At 37.0% G+C, this 24,224-nt stretch carries 20 protein-coding genes, 1 other RNA gene and 1 pseudogene; 12 read left to right on the forward strand and 10 right to left on the reverse strand.

Annotated features, from left to right (window positions below; all coding sequences use genetic code 11):
- The first annotated feature begins 2 nt into the window (after positions 1-2).
- Positions 3-914, forward strand: a complete 912-nt coding sequence (locus tag H4J52_RS03835; RefSeq protein ID WP_182179204.1) for a diguanylate cyclase domain-containing protein — start codon at positions 3-5, stop codon at positions 912-914.
- A gap of 1,485 nt (positions 915-2,399) precedes the next feature.
- On the opposite strand, the gene H4J52_RS03840 is transcribed toward H4J52_RS03835, so the two are convergent.
- From H4J52_RS03840 to H4J52_RS03850, 3 genes are all read right to left on the reverse strand, one after another.
- On the reverse strand, positions 2,400-3,452 hold the full coding sequence (locus H4J52_RS03840; RefSeq protein WP_220460027.1) for a trypsin-like peptidase domain-containing protein: 1,053 nt from the start codon (positions 3,450-3,452) through the stop codon (positions 2,400-2,402).
- Positions 3,453-3,590: 138 nt separating this feature from the next.
- Positions 3,591-4,958 carry a Do family serine endopeptidase gene (locus H4J52_RS03845; RefSeq protein WP_182224242.1) on the reverse strand — a complete coding sequence of 456 codons (1,368 nt, stop codon included), beginning with the start codon at positions 4,956-4,958 and terminating at the stop codon, positions 3,591-3,593.
- 92 nt (positions 4,959-5,050) lie between these two features.
- Positions 5,051-5,506, reverse strand: coding sequence for a YhcB family protein (locus H4J52_RS03850; protein WP_182179210.1), 456 nt, complete (start codon positions 5,504-5,506; stop codon positions 5,051-5,053).
- Positions 5,507-5,683: 177 nt separating this feature from the next.
- On the opposite strand from H4J52_RS03850, the gene zapE reads away from it, so the two are divergent.
- From zapE to H4J52_RS03890, 8 genes are all read left to right on the forward strand, one after another.
- The gene (zapE, locus tag H4J52_RS03855) at positions 5,684-6,799 is read left to right on the forward strand and encodes a cell division protein ZapE (RefSeq protein ID WP_182179212.1); all 1,116 of its coding nucleotides are present in this window, start codon (positions 5,684-5,686) and stop codon (positions 6,797-6,799) included.
- A gap of 273 nt (positions 6,800-7,072) precedes the next feature.
- On the forward strand, positions 7,073-7,501 hold the full coding sequence (gene rplM, locus H4J52_RS03860; protein ID WP_182179214.1) for a 50S ribosomal protein L13: 429 nt from the start codon (positions 7,073-7,075) through the stop codon (positions 7,499-7,501).
- Between the two features lie 3 nt (positions 7,502-7,504).
- On the forward strand, positions 7,505-7,897 hold the full coding sequence (gene rpsI, locus H4J52_RS03865; protein WP_182179216.1) for a 30S ribosomal protein S9: 393 nt from the start codon (positions 7,505-7,507) through the stop codon (positions 7,895-7,897).
- Positions 7,898-8,276: 379 nt separating this feature from the next.
- The gene (gene petA, locus H4J52_RS03870) at positions 8,277-8,867 is read left to right on the forward strand and encodes a ubiquinol-cytochrome c reductase iron-sulfur subunit (RefSeq protein ID WP_182179218.1); all 591 of its coding nucleotides are present in this window, start codon (positions 8,277-8,279) and stop codon (positions 8,865-8,867) included.
- A complete protein-coding gene (locus tag H4J52_RS03875) occupies positions 8,867-10,132 on the forward strand; it encodes a cytochrome bc complex cytochrome b subunit (RefSeq protein ID WP_182179220.1) in 1,266 nt (421 codons plus the stop codon). The genes petA and H4J52_RS03875 overlap by 1 nt, the downstream gene beginning before the upstream one ends.
- Positions 10,132-10,845, forward strand: a complete 714-nt coding sequence (locus tag H4J52_RS03880) for a cytochrome c1 (protein WP_182179222.1) — start codon at positions 10,132-10,134, stop codon at positions 10,843-10,845. The genes H4J52_RS03875 and H4J52_RS03880 overlap by 1 nt, the downstream gene beginning before the upstream one ends.
- A gap of 85 nt (positions 10,846-10,930) precedes the next feature.
- Positions 10,931-11,569 (forward strand): stringent starvation protein SspA, encoded by a 639-nt coding sequence (gene sspA, locus H4J52_RS03885; protein WP_182179224.1) that lies wholly within the window; start codon positions 10,931-10,933, stop codon positions 11,567-11,569.
- Between the two features lie 2 nt (positions 11,570-11,571).
- Positions 11,572-12,045: a ClpXP protease specificity-enhancing factor gene (locus tag H4J52_RS03890; protein ID WP_259367811.1), complete on the forward strand. Its 474-nt coding sequence runs from the start codon at positions 11,572-11,574 to the stop codon at positions 12,043-12,045.
- Positions 12,046-12,134: 89 nt separating this feature from the next.
- Here H4J52_RS03890 and H4J52_RS03895 read toward each other — a convergent pair whose 3' ends face one another.
- From H4J52_RS03895 to H4J52_RS03910, 4 genes are read right to left on the reverse strand one after another with little or no spacing between them, the layout of a single operon-like run.
- Complete coding sequence (locus tag H4J52_RS03895) at positions 12,135-12,704, reverse strand: BON domain-containing protein (protein ID WP_182179225.1); 570 nt, start codon at positions 12,702-12,704, stop codon at positions 12,135-12,137.
- Between the two features lies 1 nt (position 12,705).
- Positions 12,706-13,296 (reverse strand): phosphoheptose isomerase, encoded by a 591-nt coding sequence (locus H4J52_RS03900; RefSeq protein WP_182179226.1) that lies wholly within the window; start codon positions 13,294-13,296, stop codon positions 12,706-12,708.
- A 27-nt stretch (positions 13,297-13,323) separates the two neighbouring features.
- Positions 13,324-13,716: a YraN family protein gene (locus H4J52_RS03905; RefSeq protein ID WP_182179227.1), complete on the reverse strand. Its 393-nt coding sequence runs from the start codon at positions 13,714-13,716 to the stop codon at positions 13,324-13,326.
- On the reverse strand, positions 13,685-15,562 hold the full coding sequence (locus H4J52_RS03910; protein WP_182179228.1) for a penicillin-binding protein activator: 1,878 nt from the start codon (positions 15,560-15,562) through the stop codon (positions 13,685-13,687). The genes H4J52_RS03905 and H4J52_RS03910 overlap by 32 nt, the downstream gene beginning before the upstream one ends.
- 76 nt (positions 15,563-15,638) lie before the next feature.
- Here H4J52_RS03910 and rsmI point away from each other — a divergent pair, with 76 nt between their 5' ends.
- A complete protein-coding gene (gene rsmI, locus H4J52_RS03915) occupies positions 15,639-16,487 on the forward strand; it encodes a 16S rRNA (cytidine(1402)-2'-O)-methyltransferase (RefSeq protein ID WP_182179235.1) in 849 nt (282 codons plus the stop codon).
- Between the two features lie 80 nt (positions 16,488-16,567).
- Positions 16,568-17,001: RNase P RNA component class A (gene rnpB / locus H4J52_RS03920), an RNA gene on the forward strand.
- A 248-nt stretch (positions 17,002-17,249) separates the two neighbouring features.
- Here the strand turns inward: rnpB and H4J52_RS03925 are convergent.
- Positions 17,250-17,567: pseudogene (locus H4J52_RS03925) on the reverse strand (integrase core domain-containing protein); the annotation flags it as partial.
- A gap of 716 nt (positions 17,568-18,283) precedes the next feature.
- Here H4J52_RS03925 and H4J52_RS03930 point away from each other — a divergent pair.
- Positions 18,284-18,643 (forward strand): recombinase family protein, encoded by a 360-nt coding sequence (locus tag H4J52_RS03930; protein ID WP_182169364.1) that lies wholly within the window; start codon positions 18,284-18,286, stop codon positions 18,641-18,643.
- Positions 18,644-19,505: 862 nt separating this feature from the next.
- Here the strand turns inward: H4J52_RS03930 and H4J52_RS03935 are convergent.
- Together H4J52_RS03935 and H4J52_RS03940 are read right to left on the reverse strand one after the other, a co-directional pair.
- Entirely contained in the window at positions 19,506-19,898 is a 393-nt protein-coding gene (locus H4J52_RS03935) for a response regulator (RefSeq protein WP_182179237.1), read from the reverse strand.
- A gap of 55 nt (positions 19,899-19,953) precedes the next feature.
- Positions 19,954-24,066 (reverse strand): hybrid sensor histidine kinase/response regulator, encoded by a 4,113-nt coding sequence (locus tag H4J52_RS03940; RefSeq protein ID WP_182224243.1) that lies wholly within the window; start codon positions 24,064-24,066, stop codon positions 19,954-19,956.
- Between the last annotated feature and the right edge of the window lie 158 nt (positions 24,067-24,224).

A 24,224-nucleotide genomic window follows, 5' to 3' on the forward strand; every position in this document is an offset into this window, starting at 1 on the left:
GCATGAAAACTTTAGAGCAAAGCATATTAATTGTTGATGACGATAAAGCAAATCGCAAAATGCTGAAAGAGTTGTTACAAGAACAAGCAAAAATTATTTTTGCAAAAAACGGTCAACAAGCCAAAAAACTGGCTATAAAACATGTGCCTGACCTTATTCTATTAGATGTGGTTATGCCTGATTTATCTGGTTTTGAGGTCATTGATATTTTAAAAAATGATCCTGAAACGATGAATATTTCCGTGATTTTTATCACCGGCTTAGCCAATGACGACGATGAAGAGCGTGGCTTTAATTTAGGGGGCTGTGACTATATTTATAAACCCTTTAAATCGAACATTGTTATAGCACGAGTGATGATGCATTTAGAGTTGATTCGTCAACGAAAAATGCTAGACGAAATAGCCCATATCGATGCTTTAACCGGGGTTAATAATCGCCGTAAAATGGATGTTGTTCTAAAAGAGGAAGTGGCTGCTATCAAGCAAGAAAACACGACGTTATTAGTGGGCCTTATCGATATAGACTACTTCAAGCAATATAACGATAACTACGGCCATGGTGCTGGCGATGTAGCATTAAGACAAGTTGGACAGGCACTGCGTGAAATTTGTTTACGACCACGAGATTTTGTTGCGCGTTATGGCGGTGAAGAATTTGTTATTATTTTACCTGATTGTGATAAAGCAAGCGCTGACATTATGCTCAGCAATATTGATCAAGCTATAAAAGACAAAATGATTAAACATGAATACTCTAGTGTGTCTAAGCAGTTAACGGTTAGTGTGGGTGCCGTTGTTGTGAATTCATCAGAGTCAGCTTTTGTCGCTGGTATTATGAAAAAAGTTGATACCTTATTATACCAGGCGAAAAATAACGGTCGAAATCAGTGGTGTATTGCTGAATTGTATTAACTGTTTTTTTATATAAAAAACCTGATATTATTCACTTTCTTTAATCCAATATTTTACTAAACTTAAAACAACGACATTAAGTGAGCTTTACCATTGTCTACTCCTAAAATAGGCCACTTCAAAATATAAGGCATTAGATAGCCAACAATATATCCTGCAGCTTGAGCAAGAAATTGCTGGAAGGAAACGTTCTGAAAAACTTCATCACGCGCTATTTAAAGTAACGTCGGTAGATTATAACAATAATAATCTCGATTCATTTTATCAAACCGTTCATAACACCATTGCTGAACTCATTTATTCAAAGAATTTCTTTATTGCTTTATATAGTGAATAAGACCTAATTTTAACGATCCCCTACTTTATTAACGAGAAAGACGAGCAAGATGTTGTTGATAGAAAGTGGCTAATGGCAAGGTAGTTAGTTCCTCTGTCATCAGAAACCGCAAAGCGCAATTATTAGATATTACGTAAATAAATAAGCTTATTACGCATGGGGAGATAGAATAAGTTATTGGTTCAAAAGACTTTATCTCATGGGTGGGGCACCGATGATTTTAGCTAACTTTTTACACGGGGTAATTGTGATTCAAAGTTACGATAAAGATATTATTTATAACAAAGACGATCTTATGCTGCTTAACTTTGTGGCGCAACATGTCGCGAATACTATTGATACATTGGTAAATAGCCAGTAGCGAAAAGAATCTCAGTTAAAAATGGCTAAGCAACATCGTCTGCTTGAGCAAAAAATAGAGATTTTAAGCGAGCTATTAAATAATTGAAGACAACTCAAGAAGTACTGATACAAAAAGAAAAGATGCTCTCATTAGGTGGTCTTGTGGCGGGGATTGCACATGAAATTAATACTCCGTTAGGGATTTGCGTCACGGGTGTTAGCCATTTATAAGAAGAGTATAAAATAGTGAAGCGTTCGGTCGATAATAAATCAATTACAGAACTACAATTGATGAATTTTTTGAAGATATTGAAGAGGTGCTGACGATTCTTGCCATGAACATTTAGCGTAGTGCATTGCTACTGAATAGTTTTAAGTAAGTTGCTGTAGATCAATTATCTAATGAGATACAAAATATTAATGTACTTCAATATATTGATGAAATTATTTTATCATTAAGACCAACATTAAAAAGCCCCCTAATAACTGATAATGTTAATGCAGGAGCTATTTCACAAATATTCAGTAATTTAATTTTAAATTCCGTAAATCATGCTTTTACCAAAGGTGCTAAAGGTAGTGTGCTTATCTAAGTATATATGAAGAAAGGGAGTATTATTATTAGATATCGAGATGATGATACAGGTATTGATGATAAAGCGTTTAAGTTACTTTTTGAAATCTTCTACACGAAAAAAAGAGGAGAAGGGTGCATTTTTTTAGGAACACACTCAGTTGTTAGTGCGATTAACGGTTAAAAGCCAAGTAGGTAAATACTGAGCTTATCTGATTAAATTTCTTATGGCTTAACTTTTTGGCTTTTCAGCAATGGTAACTGATACTTCTAATAATTTTTTGTTTCTAACTAACTTAAAAGTCAGCGTTGTGCCAGGTTTTGTTTCTGCAACAATGTCGAGGGCTTGTGGAAATGAATTGATCGCGACATTATCTATTTCATAAATAATGTCGCCTGGTTTCAAGCCAGCTTTAAATGCGGGGCTGTTCTCTTCAACAGCATCAATAGCAAAACCTTTCATTGTATTGAGTGATTGTGAAACAGTTACCCCTAAATAACCACGAATAACTCTGCCATTGGCAATAATCTTCATCATCACTTTATGGGCAAGTGAATAGGGGACGGCGAAAAATATGCCTTGAATACTTCTTTCTTGATTGGTGAACTTCCTTGAATTAATGCCCACTAATTCGCCGTTAGTATTTATCAATGCACCGCCAGAGTTACCTTCGTTGATTGCGGCATCCATTTGTAATAACTCTAAGTAATTAATAACACTTAAACCACTCCGACCTGTTGCACTAATAACACCTTGGGTGACTGTTTGTCCTAAATTGAACGGATTACCTATCGCAAGGACGACATCACCAACAAGTGACTGTAAGTTAGCTCTTTGGGGGATCACAGGTAAATTGCTTGTTTCAACTTTAAGTACGGCTAAGTCAGTGTAAGCATCGAAGCCAATTAATTCTGCAGGAAATTGTTGACCATTCTGGAGTAACACCGTGATTAAGTCAGCATTTTGCACTACATGATAATTCGTTAAAATGTAACCATCGGCATGCATGATAACACCTGACCCTAAGTTAGTAGGTCTTCTTGCTTTTGCTCGATATACGGGGTTTGAATTTATTTCTTCAGAATAAATATTCACCACAGCTGGACTAGCGGTGCTGACAGCTTTTGCATAAGACAGTGGTTGTTGGGGTTGCTGTTGATTTTTTTGAAGTACTTGCAAAGTATTCGTGCGTAGCTCGGGTACTAATAGGAGTAAAGCAACAGCTATCATTACACCATAACTGGCTGGGCGAACAATATATTTTATTAGGTTGATTATGTTCAAAATAATTTTTATTATAAGTATGTAATATCATTAATCATAGCATAAGCTTAGTTAAATTTTATAGTTTCAAAATAGTATTACTCATAAAAAAGGCTCATAAAGAGCCTTTAAATTAATTTTGAGGTTTACTTTTGAGCGTTAGCGGATCATTAAAAATAATGTGCTATTACCTCTGATAATATTTATCGCGAAAACACCTTTATTATCATTTAAGTAACTACGCAATTCACCTATCGACTTTATACGTGTGCGGTTTATTCCACTGATAATATCACCTTTTTGAAGGCCAATGAAAGCTGCTGGACTTCCCTCTGCTACTGATTTTATATCAATACCTCGACCATTTTCGCTATTTTCAAGCTCAGCGCCGTCTAACATTTTGTGGATGCTGGCGGCTTCGACTTTGGCTGTTTCTTGCTTTTTAAGGGTAACGTTATAGGTTTTTTCAGAGCCGTCTTTTTTTATTACGGTTAATTCGACACTCTTACCTGCGCCAATTGTGCCTATTTTTCCTCGTATTGCAGCAAAGGTCTTCACCATTTTTCCATTAACTTTAGTAATAACATCACCAGACTCAATACCGGCTTCGTCAGCTGCTGAGCCAACTTCTACTTGCTCAATAAAACCACCTTGGCTTGATTCAAGCTCTAAAGCTTCAGCGATTTCACCATTGACACTACGTCCTAATACACCTAGTACTCCGCGGCGTACTTCACCAAATTCAATGAGCTGTTTAACGATGTTGTCGACCATATTGCTTGGTATAGCAAAGCCAATACCAACATTTCCACCATTTGGACCTAAGATAGCCGTATTAATACCGACAAGTTTTCCTTGTAAGTTAATTAATGCCCCTCCTGAATTACCACTATTAATCGCGGCATCAGTTTGAATGAAGTCTTCATAATTTTGCGCGTTTAATCCACTACGCCCTAAGGCACTTATAATACCCGAGGTTACGGTTTGACCTAAACCAAAAGGGCTACCAATAGCGACAGCAAAGTCTCCAACACGTATGTTATCTGAGTCGGCGAGCTTTACTTCTATTAAGTCTTTGGCCTCTATTTGCAGTAAAGCGATATCACTACTGGCATCAGAGCCAATTTTTTTCGCTGTAATTTGACGACCGTCTTTTAAGGTTATTTGAATTTCGTCAGCTTCATTAATTACATGGCTGTTAGTAACTATGTAACCTTGTTCAGCATCGATAATGACACCGGAACCCAAACCTCGAAATTCTCGCTTTCTTGATTGGTTTTGATTTTGATTTTGATTGGGGTTACCAAAGAAAAATTTAAAGGCTTCTGGTACTTTTGACTTTTCTACATGAGTACCCGTAATAGAAATTAATACAACACCTGGCGTTACCTTTTCTAGCATGGGCGCTAAACTTGGCATTTGTTGGCTATTAACGGAAAAAGGTAAATTTGCGTGGACGGGCAAACTGGCAAAGGCAATAGAGCCTGATAATAAAATACTTGTTGCTAAAAAAGACAGTTTTTTCATAAATGAGACAACCTTTCTATAAATATAATGATTTAATGTAATTTATATACCTAACTAAAGACCTGCGCTGTTTATGTTAGTTCAAGATAGCCTTACCCTACATTTGTAACACTTTGTTTCTTGTCAGCAAAAAGGCCACTGGCTTGATCTGAATAGTCACGTGGTGGCTCAGTACCCAATTCTTCATTTTTACGTTCGGCTTTGCTGTGGCGTAATGATACGGTTTGAGCAAGTTGATCTTGAGTTTCTTTTGAGAAAAATGGCATGCCGTCAACTTCTAAAGGTGTTGCTTTTTTTAGCAATTGCGTACTTTTTTCCATTTGTTTCATTGCCGTTTGACAGGTGCTATTCATTTTATCTAATAGTTTTGTCGAATCATCTAAATGTTCGGCAACGTCTAGTTTATACTGTGTTAAAGCGGTTTCACTATTACTGACACGTTCACTGAGTTTTTGATTGTCTTTGACTGAGGCAGATAAAAAACGACTAGCAACAAAACCCATTGCCGTACCGACGATTAAAAGAAAAATTGCTAAAACTATATCCATAGTGTGGAACCCTCGTTATATTCGATAAAAATTAGTAAAAATATATTAACTTATTTTGTATAATAGCGCTTCTGTTCGCGCTTACCTAATGAATATGATTGCGAATTTGTTAATTTCAAGAAAATATTCCATTAGTCCTTCAAAGACTCTGTGTAACAAAATATAAGTGGCCAATAAATGATCAAGCTTTCACCTTTAGATAAGTATAATCAAGATTTAACCCGTGATGATTTTTTATATGACGAGGCGCAAGAAAACGCAGTAAAAAATTTACAGCGCTTGTACGAAGATCTTCAAAATAAACCCTTGCCTGTTGAAGGATTTAAAAAAGTACTCAATCGCTGGAAGCGGATTGTTTCAAAATCGGAAATTAAAACCATTCAGGGACTTTATTTTTGGGGGGGCGTTGGCCGCGGAAAAACTTACTTAGTTGATACATTCTATGATTGTCTGCCTTTTGAAAATAAAATGCGTGTTCACTTTCATCGCTTTATGCATCGGGTTCATCAAGAATTAAAAACCTTAACAGGACAAGCTGATCCCTTAAAAATAATAGCGAAACGTTTTGCTGACGAAACCTGCATTATTTGTTTTGATGAATTTTTTGTTTCTGATATCACCGATGCAATGATCCTCGGATCTTTATTTGAAGAGCTGTTTGCCCATAACGTTACACTCGTAGCAACGTCGAATATTATCCCTAATGATCTTTACCATAATGGTTTACAACGTGAGCGATTTTTACCTGCGATTAATCTTATTAATCAGCACTGTGATGTGGTTAATGTTGATAGCGGAATTGATTATCGTTTACGTACTTTAGAGCAAGCTGAAATTTTTCATTCACCACTTGATGCACAAGCCAGTGATAATTTAGCTGAATACTTTACACAACTTTCTGTGAATCTAGGAAATAAAAACGTTGATATCGCAATAAACGGCCGCCCACTTCTTGCGATTGAAGAATCTGACGGTATTGTGCATTTTGATTTTTCAGTATTGTGTGAGTCAGCACGTAGCCAAACTGATTATATGGAATTAAGTCGTTTATATCACACGGTACTATTAGCCAACGTAAAACAGATGAGTGTCGAGCGCGAAGACGCGGCACGTCGTTTTATTGCGCTGGTTGATGAATTTTATGAGCGTAATGTGAAATTAATTATTTCTGCAGAAGTCGATATGGAAAATTTATACAGTCATGGTGGTCTAGTATTTGAATTCAAACGTTGTTTAAGTCGTTTACAAGAAATGCAGTCCCATGATTATTTAGCAAGTAAACATTTACCCTAAGTTCAATTGGAAAAAATTTATCCTAAGATTTATTGTTTAACAGATAAAAGTGTAAATAAAGTGCAATTGATTGTGATTTATACGTGATCTTATAGGATAACTTCTGTATAATCCGCGCTCCCTGCGTTACAAATGCCTACTGTTTTTGACTTTTGTGAAAAGTAGTGGCGATGGACTCGATACTCGAAGGGGTATAGCGTGGTCTTTTTAACCGGTGGTGTTAATTCTTAACATTCATCATTTAAAGTAACATAATAAATATTGGGTTTTTTAATGAAAACTTTTGTAGCAAAACCAGAAAGCGTACAACGCGAATGGTTCTTAGTGGACGCCGAAAATAAAACTTTAGGTCGTATCGCTACTGAAATTGCAAGCCGTTTACGCGGAAAGCATAAAGCAGAATATACTCCTCACGTAGATACTGGCGATTACATCGTTGTTATCAATGCCGAGAAAGTGAAAGTAACTGGTAATAAAGCGAAGGGTAAAATTTACTACTCGCATACAGAATTCCCAGGCGGTCTTAAGCAAATTAGCTTTGAAAAGTTAATTGTAAAAGCTCCAGAGCGTGTTTTGGAATTTGCTGTTAAAGGTATGTTACCTAAAGGACCTTTAGGTCGTGAAATGTTCCGTAAGCTTAAAGTTTACGCGGGCACTGAACATAAGCATACTGCACAACAACCACAACTTTTGGAGCTTTAAGCAATGGCTGATAATCAATATTACGGTACTGGTCGTCGCAAGAGCTCAACTGCTCGTGTGTTCATGAAAGCTGGTAACGGTGCAATTACAATTAACAAGCGTGACATTTCTGTATACTTTGGTCGTGAAACGGCTCGTATGGTTGTTCGTCAACCATTAGAATTAGTTGAAATGGTAGAAAAGTTTGACTTTAACATCACTGTTGTAGGTGGTGGTATTTCTGGTCAAGCTGGCGCAATTCGTCACGGTATTACTCGTGCATTAATGGAGTTTGATGAAACTTTACGTAGTTCTTTACGTGTAGCTGGTTTCGTAACTCGTGATGCTCGTAAAGTTGAACGTAAGAAAGTTGGTTTACACAAGGCTCGTAAAAAGCCACAATTTTCAAAACGTTAATATATACCTTATACGTTTTCAAAAAACCGACTTTATGTCGGTTTTTTTATATCTGCAATTCAGAAATACCTTCCAAAATATTACGATTAGTCTTTTTGATAAAATAGTAAAGGAGAAACTATTTTTTATCCTCAATTTTTAAATAATAATCTTTCGTATTTAGCGGAGCGTCCAATGTGGTAAAGTCAGTGATATAATGATATATAACTGATGTTTCGCTTATTTTTACTTGTAAAAAAGTGCATATTTCTTTATTATCAGAAAAATTTTTGTCGCAAGTTTTGGCAAACAATTGGAAAGTATTTCCTCTTGCAACTCGCTGTAGCTGTGAGAATAATAATTCGAATTTGTTTGAAACAATGTTATTTGGAGATTTTGAATGAGCAATGCGCCCGTGAATAACGGCCGTCGACGCTTTTTAACTGCTGCTACTTCGGTAGTCGGTGGTGTTGGTGTTGTCGGTTTGGCTGTGCCTTTCATTGGTTCTTGGAACCCTAGTGCTAGAGCGAAAGCTGCTGGTGCTCCGGTTGAAGTCAATGTGAGTAAAATAGAACCTGGTCAATTAATCCGCGCTGAATGGCGAGGAAAACCTGTTTATGTGGTCCGAAGAACAGAAGAAATATTATCAACTTTATCGGCGCATGACGATCAATTGAAAGACCCCGGTTCAGAAGAGCCTCAACAACCGACTTATGCAACCAATGCATATCGTTCAATTAAGCCTGAGTTTATGGTTGCTTTGGGCGTTTGTACTCACCTAGGTTGTGCTCCTACTCACCACCAAGGCGATTTTGAAGAGTTTGTTGAGGGTGTAAAAGATGGTTTCTTTTGTCCTTGTCACGGTTCTAAATTCGATATGGCTGGACGTGTTTTTCAAAGCGTTCCTGCACCAACAAATTTGGTGGTTCCTGAACATTCATTCCCAACAGCAGACACCTTATTAATCGGTGTTAGTACAGGAGAAGTATAATGTTTGCAAATTTTATGTCCTGGATTAATCAACGTTTACCGTTAACTGACGCTGTAAACAAACACGCTGGACAGTACCCTGCACCTAAAAACTTTAATTTTTGGTATGTATTTGGTGTTTTAGCGAGTGTCGTACTCGTCAATCAATTGTTAACGGGTGTTTGGTTAACAATGAGCTATGAGCCATCAGGTGAAGGTGCGTTCGCTTCTGTAGAATATATCATGCGTGATGTTGATTACGGCTGGTTACTTCGCTATATGCATTCTACAGGCGCGTCAGCGTTCTTTGTTGTTGTTTATATGCATATGTTCCGTGGCATGATGTACGGTTCATACCAAAAGCCTCGTGAGTTACTGTGGATCTTCGGCATGTTGATCTTTTTAGTGCTTATGGCTGAAGCGTTTATGGGTTACTTATTACCCTGGGGCAATATGTCTTATTGGGGCGCGCAGGTTATTATTTCTCTGTTTGGTGCTATTCCAATTATAGGTGATGACTTAACACTTTGGATACGTGGTGATTACGTTATATCAGGTGCTACCTTAAACCGTTTCTTTGCCTTACATGTTATTGCAATGCCACTGGTTTTAGTTGTATTAGTTTTCTTACATATTCTTGCACTTCATGAAGTGGGTTCGAACAACCCTGAAGGCACAAATATTAAAAAACCTAAAGGTAGTGTGCCATTAGAAGAGCATAGTAAATTTACTTTCCATGAGCAATATACTAAAAAATACGATATCGTCGATGCGATCCCATTCCACCCCTATTACACAGTTAAAGATTTAGTGGCGATTGTTATCTTCTTAATCATTTTCTCTTGGGTAATGTTTTTTAACCCTGAAGGCGGTGGCTATTTTATGGAAGCGCCAAATTTTGAACCTGCAAATGGTTTGAAAACACCAGAGCATATTGCACCAGTTTGGTATTTTGGTCCTTTTTATACCATTTTACGTGTTATCCCTGATAAGTTATTAGGGGCAGTTGGTATGTTTTCTGCGATCATTGTCTTATTCTTATTACCTTGGTTTGACCGTGGTACAGTGAAATCTATTAAGTTCCGTTGTACGGCTCATACGGTTAACTTAGCGCAATTTGTTATTTGTTTCATTGCTTTGGGTATTTTAGGTACGTTGCCATCAACACCGGTCTACAACTTAATTGGTACTATCGCCACGTTTGGTTATTTTGGTTTCTTTCTTGCCTTATGGGTGTACAGTAAGAACGAAAAAACTAAGCCAGTTCCAGAGAGGGTTTCAGGATAATGAATAAATTTATTAGAGCTTTTATTTTTGGGATTTTTGCGCTTGTGCCAATGTTAACACTTGCTGCTAGCACTGGTGTTCATTTAGACAAAGCCGGTAATGATTTAAGTGACAAAGAATCACTTAAACGTGGTTTTCAATCTTACATTAATTATTGTTTAGGTTGTCACCAGTTACAGTACCAAAGATACAATCGTACTTTTGAGGACTTAGGTATTAGTGAAGCCGATGGTATTGCTAATTATATGTATACGGGTGAAAAAGTCGGTGATCATATTACTAATACTATGCCAGCAAAAGATGCGGCTAAATGGTTTGGTAATACACCACCAGATTTAACGTTAATGGCGCGTTTAAAGCCAGGGCCTGATTATATTTATACCTACTTGCGTTCTTTCTACGTTGATCCAGAACGTCCCTTTGGCGTTAATAACACCATATTAAAAAACGCGGGTATGCCACATGTTTTGCAGGGGCTACAAGGTGTTCGCACAATGGACGAAAATGGTAAACTCAGTGAAGCAACAGGTGGTTCTATGACCGTTGAAGAGTACGATGCCTTTGCTCGTGATTTAGCCAACTTCTTAGAATATACCGGTGAGCCAAGCAAACTTAAGCGTGAAGCGATGGGATATTGGGTAATAGGCTTCTTATTTATTTTCCTTATTTTTGCTTACTTACTTAAAGTTGAATATTGGAAGGATGTACACTAACAATTATTGTTAATGTACAGCGTTTTATTTATGGGGGGCTTTGGCCCCCTTTGTTAGTTTTTTATTACAGATTTTTGGAGGCATTATGGCCGTAGCAGCAAACAAGCGTTCAGTGATGAATTTATATTCCCACGCTGATGATATGTATAGTCATCAAACACGCATCGTACTCGCTGAAAAAGGCGTTGGCGTTGATATTCATTTAGTTGATTTAGCTAACTTACCAGAAGATTTACTCGATTTAAATCCCTATGGTACAGTACCAACGTTAATTGATCGTGAATTAGCATTATACGAAGCATCAATTATTATTGAATATTTAGACGAGCGTTTCCCTCATCCGCCATTAATGCCAGTTTACCCAGTATCACGGGGTCGTAGCCGTTTGATGATGCATCGTGTAGAACAAGATTGGTATAGTCTAGCAAAAATAATTATGAGTGGCCCAGCAGAAGCTGCGAGTAAAGCGCGTCAAGAACTTAAAGAAAGCTTACTAAGTGTTGCACCAATTCTTAATGAAGCACCGTATTTTATGAGTGAAGAATTCAGTTTAGTTGATTGTTATTTAGCTCCATTATTATGGCGTTTGCCTGCTTTAGGTATTGAGCTGGATGGTGAGGGCTCTAAAGAATTTAAAGGTTATATGTTGAAGTTATTCGAACGTGAATCATTTCAAGCATCATTAACTGAAGATGAACGTGAAATTCGTTTAGGTATGTTTTAGCCTTGGCATCTCCAGAAATGACTTCTAATAAGCCTTATATTATTAGGGCTTTTTATCAGTGGATCTCTGATAATCAACTTACGCCCTACATTGCTGTAGATGTGAGTATTTACGGTGTGTTAGTGCCAATGGCCTATGTCAGTGATGGACAAATTGTGCTGAACGTTTCAATGTCAGCCGTGGGTTCTATTTCCCTTGGGGATCATGCTATAGAAGTTAGTGCACGCTTTGGTGGCAAGCTTGAGCACATTGTTGTGCCCTATGGCGCAATCGCGGCTATTTACGCAAAAGAGAATGGAGCAGGTACATCGCTAGCTATTGAGCATTCTGAACCTGAACTGAGCGAAGATATAACGCCTGTAAAACCTGTAGGGCTATCAAGTGTATCCTCAGATAATACCAGTACTGACAATACTAATTCAGAAGTGAAATCACCAAAAGTGAAAGGTAAGCCTAGCTTAAAAGTGATTAAGTAACTCTATTTATAAATTATTGCTTATAAAAAAGCTTCACAAGTATGTACTTGTGAAGCTTTTTTTATGCTTATATTTAAAATATTTGAAGGTTAAATATACTCAAATATTTTGAAAACGCGGTTTACACCACTGATATTACGCGCAATATTTACCGCTTCATCTGCGTGTGCTGCGCTGATTAAACCCATCAAAAACACCTCGCCATTCTCAGTAACGACCTTAATATTAGTTGCATCAATATTATCGCTGCCAAATAGGGCTGTTTTAACTTTTGACGTTAACCAAATATCGTTGGTTCTTGTGGTAACCGAGGTGGTGTTACTGATACGAATTTGATTATGTAGCTGTATAATTTGCTTAACTTCGTTAATCGACTTTATTGCTAAATCACGTAAATAAGTATTCGGCGCTTGTCCTATAACAAGCACACTTCGATTAACACTGATCACTTGTAAGTTAGTATTATCATCGAGTGCTTGGTGCTTTGAAAGCTTAGCATAAGCATCAAATTCGATTTTTTGATCGTCGAGCTGTGTACCTATACTGCGTTCATCCGTAGCGGCAGATGCTCCACCAATAATAGTAACAACAGCTGCGGCAACACATCCTTGTAAAAGTAAAGCAGCGCTAAGTGTTATAAATAATTTTTTAGCGTGCATATTAACTCACATCTTGCGGAAATAACGTGGTATCAATAATATCGCACAAACAGTGTATCACTACTAAATGAACTTCTTGAATTCGTGCTGTACGAGATGATGGAACGCGTATTTCTACATCGTTATCACCCAGTAAACCCGCGATATCTCCACCATCGCCACCGGTAAGTGCAATAATTGGGATGTCGCGTGATACTGCAGCTTCAATGGCTTTTACCACATTACGAGAATTACCACTGGTTGAAATTGCGAGAAGAACGTCGCCATTATTCCCAAGTGCTCTTACTTGCTTAGAAAATATCTCATCAAAGGAATAATCATTCCCAATTGAAGTAATGGTCGAGGTATCTGTTGTTAAAGCTATTGCTGGCAATGGTGGACGCTCAGTTTCATAACGGTTTAATAACTCGGCTGAAAAGTGTTGTGCATCACCCGCTGAGCCACCGTTACCACAAGCTAGTATTTTATTACCTGCTAATAGGCTTTGCACCATTATCATACCCGCATGCTCAATAGGGCCAGCTAATAACTCGCTGGCGGCAATTTTGGTTTGGATACTTTCGGTAAAGTTACTTTTGATCCGTTCTAACATAAATGAAACTCGCTCCGTTTATTGTCTCTAAAAGGCATTTTTTAGCCAGGTAATATCGAGATTGTTTATATTACCTTGTAAAGCAATAACATCAAATCGACAAGAGGTATTATATTCGTTTAAGCCACATTGTTGCAGGTAAAATGCGGCTGTTTTTCTAATTTTTTGCTGTTTTTTTTCCGAAATCGCTGAAATCGCTCCACCAAATAGTGCCGAAGCACGATATTTCACCTCTATAAAGACGATAGTGTTGCCATCTTTCATGATTATATCAATTTCACCCGCGCGGCTATAGAGGTTTTTTTCTTGGATAATCAATCCTTGTTCCACAAGATAATTAGCGGCAACCTTTTCAGTTATATTACCCGTTTCTCGGGTGGTAACCTTTTTAGTCCATGGATATTTCAGAGACGTTACCATTTTGATAAATACCCCATAATAAACTTCGAGTTAGTGTATTATTACTATTTAATTTTAAGATACCTGTTTGACCGTAATGACGAATATAAGGTTTTTGTTTCATTAATGGTAGTTTATCAACTAAATATAAGCTGTCGTAACCCATGGCAAATATTCGTTGTAACGAGTCACTACGACTTGGCCAAAGGGTTTTACTCAACTGAGCTAGCTGAGCATTTTGTTGCTGGCTACTTAAAAGCCAAGGCATTTCAGTAAATATAAGGTTGCGAAGGTCGTTATGCTGACTTGAGTCCTGTTTACTACTATGGCTTCGAGAGCTTGCATACACAGGGATGATTTTAGCAAAAGGGCTAGTATTTACATCAATATAGGGTTTCAGTAATTTAGTTTGTGCAGGAGACCCCACTAAGTAAAACATATCTATATCTCTGCGGTTTCTTGATTCTGTATCTATGCTTTGTTTTAATCTAATTTTCAAATCTTTAATGCGAGCTTGGCTTAGATCAACTTCTAAACTTGCCTTTAATTGCTCTTGCATTTTTTTACCTTTTTCGAAATAAACGACTTCAGGTAAATAACCATTGAGAAGTTGCCACTGTTGGGTAAATGCTTGAGCAATTCTCTGACTGGCCGTATCTCGATGACTTAGTAGCACCGGCGCACGATAATTTTTACGGCTTAGTGTGGTTGCTGCTTGGAAAGCTTCGTCTTCTGGGCGCATTGACAGTATAAATTGTTCAGTATTAAGTGATACATTTTCAGGGGTGTTCAGTAATAAACTGGGGATTAATATTTCATGCAGAGCGAGATACTTGTCAACATTTTCTTTAAGCAATGGACCGATAACAAAATGGCTATCTAAGGTGATGAGCCGTTCATTTAAGAGCGACCAATCGAGCGTATCAGTATCAATAAAGCTTAAGTTTTTATAAGGTATATTATTATAAGCCGCTAGAATACCTTGTTGGGCTGCTTTTCCTGCAACTGCTTGTTTACCTGACAAAGGTAAAATAATAGCGATATTTTGAATAACTTGCTTAGTGGCTAATTTGCCAGCCCTTAAGCTTTTGATGATGGCTTGCGCAGGGTGGGCTGAAAAATCTCGTTGCCACTGGGTTAAGTAACGATCAAAACGGTCAATGTCACCACCAAATTTATGTGCATAAGTTAACAGCTGCTGCCAACCTTCAATATGAGGTGGGTTTAAGTCCGATAATTGGTCGAGTTGCCAAGTAGACAGCACACTCAATGCTTGCCATAGTGAATGAATATCATTGTTATTGGTGCTAGGGCTAATAGCAAACCAATGCAGCTTCGCATTGATCGAGCTAATTTCTAGGGCTCGACGTTTTTGAACCTCAGCAAACAAGTTGTAGTAGTCTTCGTGATGCATAATGCCATTTTTTGCTGAAAATTGTTCAGCAATTTCTAGCTGCTTAAAAGCTAATGCCACTTCGCTTATTTTAAGGAAACCATTTGCACTGACTAACGCTAAGCGATATTTAAGTGCTTCGCTTTGTGTTAATTGAACAAGTTGCTGTGATAACCATAACGCTTGTTCAAAACTACCTTCATTTATAAGCTTTTCACTTGCTTGGGTTAACGTAGCGATCGCTTGATCTGATGCTTGTGTTTGTGCAGACAACAGGAGTTGTTGTGCCGTTATTTTATCATCAGAAGTTTCCAGAGATTTTTTAAATGGAGCATCTGCTACTTGTTTGGTGGTTGCTTTTTTCGATGTACTACAACTCGTCGTCAATGTAGCGGTTAGTAAAACCACAAAACAAAGAGAAGTTATGCGATAAAAAGTGCTTTTATTTGAAAACAAAAAATTAGTTTGGCTCACCAGTGATAAATCCGTACTTTATTAGTTAGCTTTATAATAAACTTCATCTTCATCAGTCTCAACTTAAGTATTCATTATGTCGTCAGTATTTGTAGAATCAGGCACGCTTTACATTGTCGCCACACCGATCGGGAATTTAACCGACATCAGTCAACGCGCACTTGATGTGTTAACGCATGTGGATATTATTGCCTGTGAAGATACTCGCCATACTCAAAGATTATTATCGACGTATTCTATAAAAAATAAAACATTATCATTGCATGACCACAATGAACGCCAACGCCAAGATTATGTTGCAACACTTTTACAAGAAGGGAAAAGCATTGCGCTGGTTTCAGATGCCGGTACGCCATTGATCAGTGATCCTGGCTTTCACTTGGTGCGTCATTGCCGCCAACTTAATTTACCTGTTTCTCCTATACCTGGTGCTTGTGCAGCAATAGCTGCGCTTTCAGTTGCGGGTTTACCCACAGACCGCTTTTCATTTGAAGGTTTTCTTCCTTCAAAATCAGGCGCTAGACAAGCAACGTTAGCGAACTTACTAGAAGAACCACGCACTATGGTTTTCTATGATGCACCACGTCGAGCGATTGATACCGTTGAAGACATTGTAAAAGTGTTAGGGGGTGAACGCCATGTTGTTATTTCTCGTGAGTTAACTAAAACGTTTGAGACCATTCACTCAGATACAGCGTGTAACTTATTAGCGTGGTTAAAAGAAGATCCCAATCAATTAAAAGGTGAAATGGTTTTAATTATTGAAGGTAATAAAATAGACACAAACGCAATTCCTGCAAAGGCTATTGACACACTTAAGTTATTGTTAGAAGAAATGAAACCTAAGAAAGCCTGTGCCATTACCGCTGAAATTTATGGCGTGAAGAAAAATGCGTTATATGAAATAGTACTCTCGCTGAAGTAATTCACGATACATGAATTAAACAACGTAAACTAAATATATTATCAATTGGCTATCGGTAAAAATTCAGGTAAAATGCGCGGCGAGTTGACCAGACAATCGCTGCTTTATCAAAGTATCAGATGTGCAAACTGAAGATATATAGATAGAGGGGAGGAAAGTCCGGGCTCCAATGAGCAGGGTGCCAGGTAACGCCTGGGCGGCGTGAGCCGACGACAAGTGCAGCAGAGAGAAGACCGCCGATGGTTGTTCTTAGGAACTTCACAGGTAAGGCTGAAAGGGTGCGGTAAGAGCGCACCGGATTGCTGGTAACAGTAATTGCAGGGTAAACTCCACCCGGAGCAAGACCAAATAGGGTTTCATGACTGTTCGAGCGTAAGTTTAAATAGTATAAGCGTGGTTCGCGTGGAAACCGGGTAGGTTGCTTGAGCCTTAGAGCGATTTAAGGCCTAGACGAATGATTGTCACTCTTTTTCGAAAGAGATACAAAACCCGGCTTATACGGTCAACTCGACTAATTCAAGAAAAAGCCTCTGCAGTAATGTAGGGGCTTTTTTTGTACTTATATCAGCTTAAGCTCAAGAAATTTTACACGGTTAGCTACATGGTGATAACGCTGGCGTTAAAGGTTATTAATATCAACTTGAAATATTATGTAATGATTAAGATAACCTAGTGTTTATTTCTAGATTTAAGAAAATCTTTTAAAGATGGGTTTGAGTAACAGGTCATTGCTCCCCCCATAAACTTACTTAACTGAAGTGGTCATGTAATATTGGCCACAGTGTTGTAGCTTAACTCATCTCTTCTTTCTGATTCATTTGGGCTTATTCCACCGTTATACGTATGTGGCCGGGTCTTATTGTAATAATCCATGATGTAATTAATGATTGCTTGTTTGGCTTCATTAAAATTCTTATACCCTATCAAAGGTATCCATTGCGTTTTTAAACTTCTAAAATATCGTTCCATTGTGGCATTATCCCAACAATTTCCGCGGCGGCTGATGCTTTGTGTGATTTGATAACGCCACAGTCGTTGCCTAAACTTTCGGCTGGTGTAATGCGTTCCTCGGTCTGAGTGTTAAGTGATATTTGTCACTTGTATAGATTAATTATAGAATCAGAAAAAAGCTAGCTAGAACGTCTCTAATCCGCACTTTACGGTCAATATTGCAGCTTAGAAAACCAAAAAGCCAGTGACCGAAATTGGGAACTGCGCTTCTTAGCTGGCAGACAAGAAATGTCTGGCTTCGTATCAAAGTGAACATAAACAGGGGTGTTTTTACTCGTAAATTTAGACAGCTTTGTGGCAATAGTGAATATTAAATAAAACGTCTCAATCTCATTTTATGTCTAGAAATTACACTAGTGATGTCTATTCACAAATGCCTCAAATGTGGCATTAGCGCCCTAAACAGTTTCACCATTTTTACTCTTACATTATATCAGATTATTTGAATAGGTAGATTGATTGCTTAGTCTCCTAACTGGCAACCTCTAGCACTGTAATCAATACTACAGTTTAGGTTACAGTGTTTTACCAACCGTATTTTTGCATGATCACCTCGATTAAGTGTAACCTTTATCCTAATTTTAAGTTTGTAATCTAACTCCTGGGGATAAAGGTACAGTATTAAAATTGCTTATGCTCGCTGTTCAACTCAAAATCAAAACTTAGATAATCAACTAGAATAACTTAAAGGTTATGAGAAAATATTTAAGGAAAAACTGAGTAGCGTTAAAAGTGATCGTCTATAGTTACATAGTGCAATTGATTATTTAAGGTAAGGGGATAGTATTGTCATTACAAAGTTAGACCGTCTTGCAAGATCATTAACTGACTTGCACAAGTTGGTTGATATGATTGAAGCGAAAGGTGCTACTCTTAATGTTCTTAATCAAGCAGTTGATACTTCAAGCAGTAACGGAAAACTTATGTTTAGCATGTTAGGTGCATTGGCTGAATTTGAGAAAGACATTATCAATGAGCGAGTTCAGAAAGGACTTGAGCGAGTAAGAGCAAAAGGTGTTAAGTTTGGCAAACCTCGCCAGATCCCTGATAAAGACCGTAAACGTATTGTTGAACTCGTTGATGATGAAAATACTAATTTAACTAAACAAGAAATTGCCGATATGATTGGTTGTTTTAGGAATTAGGTTTATAAGATTTATAGAGACAATAAAGGCTATGTTAAATGCCTGAGTTAGTGGCATTGGATCCGACTAAGTGGTCATACAACAATGAATAAAATTTTTAGCAATAGCGTACACGGGCAGTTAAGTTAACTATCTTCTGCCCCAAAGGCGATAGTGCTAAATGTATGTGATGATTTGGTATGAAAAACTTCATCATGACACAATACATTTTATTTAGTTTATTCGGTCACAAGCAGCTATTAATCTCTTAGCATACGCAAATGCACGGATTTTACCCAAGTTTAAGTAACAAAAAATAAAGAGTTAAACGTTAACAATAATAAGAAAACAACTAATGCAATTTGTTTTAAAGGGATACTAAAAATAATGGCTTTATCTACCATATGATTCGTGTAAATTATTAATGATAAAACAATGAAGGAAGAGGTGGATATAATTGAATATAACCATTTAAATGCATATTTATCAATATTATAGCCATGCGTAATAAGTTCACCAAATATTAAATTGTACTTTTTTATCTCCTGTGTGTTCGTGAATGAACCTAATGACACTGCCATACTTAATATCTGTAATGATAGGTTCAGCAGTTTCCTCTTCAGGTGTAACAACTTCATAGTCAGAAATATGTAAGAAAAATTCATTGAATTCCTTTCCAGTCAAATCGGTTGGTATCGTATTCCAGGTCGTTTTTTTGGATTTTCAGCCATCAATATTATTGTCTACTATGAAAAATGAGTAGTTTATCTAAAACGCCTTTCAGATAAATTCACTGGTCTGCTGAAGTTCGATATGAGTTGAGAGTTTGATAATGGCTAATCCTGACTTGGCTCTCATGTAAATTGTAAAACTGATGATATTATTATTCTGTACAGTAAGCATGAAGATAATTATTTAGTGCTTCAGCAACTTTTTCATAAGTATAGGGTTTGACAATAAAACCGTTAACGCCAGCGGAAATCGCTGTTTTCACATTATGTAAATTGCCCAAACCACTAATAATTACTACATAAGCTGAAGGTTCGATGCTATGAATGGCTTGTAGCACTTTTAAACCATTAATATATGGCATTTCAATATCAAGAAAAGTAACATCTATATTACCTTTATTCGTATTAAATAACTGCAAGGCTTTTTTTCCATTACATGCTTGTATCACATTATGATTACCATAAGTTGTTAAATATTCACTCAGTAGGCTCAACATCAAAGGTTCATCATCGGCAACCAAGATGTTTAATTTTCTATCAGGCATATGACCTCTTTTTTGGAATATATGTGGAAAAGCTTAACGGGAATTTACTAGGTAATTATAAATTAATTTCATCAGTTATTTTAGTTGTTATTTGCTGTAATGTATCTAATTGGATAATAATGAGGCTATATTTCTTCGTTAGCAAAGATTGATAAAGTATATCTGCTTGCTGACTAACTTCAGGAAAGCCAAAAGATCCCCCTAAACCTTTTAAATTATGTAACAAGTTTTGTAGTTTTAACCAATTTTTTTCTTCTGCCATCTGTTGAATTTCAGCTAATATTGTTGGCAAGCCTTCAATGAAAGTATTGATTAAAACTTGTTGTTGTTCTACCTGCTTAATATTTTTTGCTACTGACGGTTCAAGATCTATTGATGCGGTAGGTAATATGTTTGCTAAGGTTTGATAAAAAGTCTGGATTTCTATCGGTTTTTTTAAATGCCCACTAAAACCAGATTTTAGGTAAAGTTCAATATCGTTATTAGAAATATTTGCTGTTAATGCGATTATTGGCTTAGAAAATCCAGTAGCACGTAGTATTTTAGTTGCTTCAATACCATCAACTTCTGGCATTTGTACATCCATTAAGACCATATCAAAGTCATTACTCAGTGCCACTTCTACCGCTAATTGACCATTTTCTACTAAGGTCACTTTAGCGCCAGTACGTTCAACATACAGGCGGATCAACTCTTGGTTATCAGGCCAATCTTCAGCCAATAAAATATTCCCTGTAAGCGTGGGAATTTTATATTCTTTGGCATTATGCTTATGTTTTATTTTATCAATAGCTGAGTGTTCGTTCAGCCATTGCAGCACTTGAACCGCTCCCATACCAATACTAAATGAAAATTGACTGCCAATACCTTCCTGGCTAGTGAGGTGCATTTCTCCGCCCATCGCTTGGGTTAACTCCTTAGAAATACTTAAACCTAAACCAGTACCACCAAACTTACGAGTGGTAGATGAGTCAACTTGGGTAAACTCTTCAAAAACTGACGCTATCTTATTCTCAGGTATACCTATTCCGGTATCAACAACAGAGAAAGATAACAAATTAGTCTGCTGATCGGCGGAAATATTTATTGTGATCCCACCTTTTTCAGTAAATTTTATCGCGTTACCACATAAATTAAGTAATATTTGCTTTAATCTTGTCGGATCACTTTGGATTACGCCAGGAATAGGTAGTAGGTAATTAATGGTTAAATTCAGTTTTTTTTCAGTTGCTCGTTGCCCAATGAGTTCTTCCAACTCTTGCATTATTTCTACAGGCGATACCGCAATATTTTCTAAATCTAAACAATTAACTTCAATTTTAGAAATATCTAAAACATTGTTCATTAGTTGCAGTAAGTAATTACCATTGCTGATGATTTTATTGATCCTTCTATGCTCTTCCTCAGGTTCAATAGGATCTTGTAAAATGCTTTCGGCAAATCCTAAAATTGAGGTCATTGGCGTCCGTAATTCGTGGCTCATGGTGGAAATAAAAGCTCCCTTGGCACGATTTCCTGCCTGTGCTGCTTTTTGGGATATTTCAAGTGCATGATTAGCGGTGGTGAGTTCAGTTGTTCTTAGTATAACTTGTTTTTCTAAATGTCGACTATATTCAGCTTTTTGGTGTAATTTGGTTTTATAGGCACGAATATAGAAAAAGAAGATCATAATGACAAACAGTATGTATAAGCTATAAGCCCACCATGACTCCCACGGTGCAGGTGTCACTTTGATATTCAGTGCTAAGGATTTTTCGCTCCAAATACCATCATTATTAGCGCCTTTTACCCGAAAAATATAATCGCCCGCAGGGAGGTTGGTAAACGTAGTTCGATGAACTTTACCTATTTCGATCCAGTCTTGGTCAAAGCCTTCTAATTTATATTTATAGTTGTTTTTTTCTGGTGCGGTGTAATCTAAACCTGCAAATTCAAACGCTATTACGTAGTCTTTGTAATCAAATATTATATTGTTAAGCCCTGCTACAGCATCTCCAAATTTGGTTTTTTTATTAATTTTCAATAAACCGGTTAACAATACGGGCAGTTGATTGTTATTCTCTTTAATTTCAGCAGGAGTAAACATGTTAAAGCCATTAGAACCACCAAAAAATAGCTGCCCATGGCGACTATTCATTGCTGCGTTATGATTAAACTCATTCTCTTGTAAGCCATGAGAAACATCATATTGTTTCAGTTGTTCTGTTTGTGGGTCTAATCGAGTTAAACCACGGTTAGTGCTTAGCCATATAAAACCTTGACCATCTGCAACAATACCGTAAATCACATTACTGAGTAATCCTTGTTTCTTTCCATAGTGTTTAAAGCGCACCTTACCTGTTTTTCGATCTGCAGCAGCCCAACGATTCAAACCACCTCCCCATGTACCTACCCATAAATCGCCTTGGGGATCTTCTAGTATTGACCAAGCAACATTATTACTTAAACTATCAGGGTCTTTACTATTATGAAGATATTGAGTGACAGTTTCTGTTTTAGGATCAAATAGGTTTAAACCTCCACCCTCTGTTCCTAACCATAAAGTATTATTTTTACCCTGATGTATAGACAAAATTCGGTCGGTACTGAGACTTTTATCATCGTTGACATCATGACGAAAGTGTTTGAAAGTTTTTGTTGCTGGTTCAAAGCGGTTTAAACCACTGGTATATGTTGCTACCCATAATACCCCTTGATTATCTTGATATATGTCAGTGACGCCATTTGCACTTAAACTCGTTATTTCTTTCTCGTTGTGGGTGTAGTGAGTAAATAAGTTTGTTTTAGGATTATAGTGGTCAAGGCCTTTACCACGGGTGCCAATCCATAGCGAGTCATCAGCATCGCTGTGAAGAGACATAATACGGTTGTCACTCAAACTTGAAGCAGCGCTCTCATCAACTTTAAATCTGGTAAAAGTATTTTTTTGTGGATTAAATAAATTAAGGCCATCATAACTGCCTACCCAAACATCACCATTGTTACGCTCACTAAATGCCGTAATGATGTTACTCGATAGGCTATTCTTATTGTTGGGGGTTTGACGGTAATGAGAAAAGTCAGAGGGGCTCCATTTATTTATTCCTCCAAAGGTACCAAGCCAAAGTACACCACCATTGTCTTGATATAATGTTCTTGTGCGGTTATCACCTAGGCTGTATAAGTCTTTAACATCGTGACGAAATTGCGTAAAATTATCACTTGCGGGTTGCCAAAGACATAGGCCATTGTCGGTTGCCAGCCAAATATTATCAATATTGTCCTGAAAAATATCATGTATGGTATTAGCACACACGCTTGTTTTATCTTCATTTTGAGACTTATACTGAGTAACATTATTTTGCTGATCAATGGTGATTAAACCATTGCGATAGGTGCCTATCCATACTCTTTGTTGTTCATCAACGAATAAGCTTCTAATACTGTAATCATGCAGCTTTATTGAGATATTATCTTTTAATGTAAAATTGGTAAAAGTCAGTGTATTAATATCAAATATATTTATGCCTTTATCTGTACCTAACCACAATTGTCCTTGCTTGCCTTGGTGAATAGAACGAACATTATTATGATTTAGCGTTACTTTGCTGTTTGTATCATGTAAAAAGGATTGAAATACTTCAGTTGTTGGATCAAACCTATTTAATCCGCCACCGTCTGTACCTATCCAAAGAATGTGATCTTTATCTTCAAAAATCACATTAATTCTATCGCTACTGAGGTTATGAGATTTTTTACTAAAATGTTCAAATGTCTCTGATATAGGGTCAAAACGATTTAAACCACCGCCATCAGTACCTAACCACAATAAACCATTATGATCCTCAAACATAGTGTAAATAGCGTCATGAGATAAGGAATTACTATCGTTGGCTTCATGACTAAAAACGCGAAATTGATAACCATCAAAACGGTTTAAACCTTCCTGAGTAGCAAACCACATAAAACCTTGACGGTCTTGTAGAATAGAAAAGACAGCTTGTTGAGATAAACCTTGTTTTAGGGAATATTTTTGAAAACGAATATTGTTATTGTTTGCTAAAACTTGGCTAGCGTAAAGATGAGTAGTAAAAAATAGTGAGGCAATTAGTAATAAATTCAGGTCACACTTAAGCGAAAACCTGAATTTTAATATTAGCTTAATAAATACCCTCACTATGTTATTCAATAAGTTATTGGTTCCATAATTTTATTTCTAAATAAATATTAAAGTTTAAAGTGTAAGGTTAATTTAGTCTTCAACCCAAACGTTAACATCAATATTAGCAGCATCATTTATGCTATCACGCCACATGTAACCATCACGCCACATGTAACCATCACGCC

The sequence above is a fragment of the Colwellia sp. MB02u-14 genome (assembly GCF_014076915.1).
In the GTDB taxonomy this organism is placed as follows: Bacteria; Pseudomonadota; Gammaproteobacteria; order Enterobacterales; family Alteromonadaceae; genus Colwellia_A.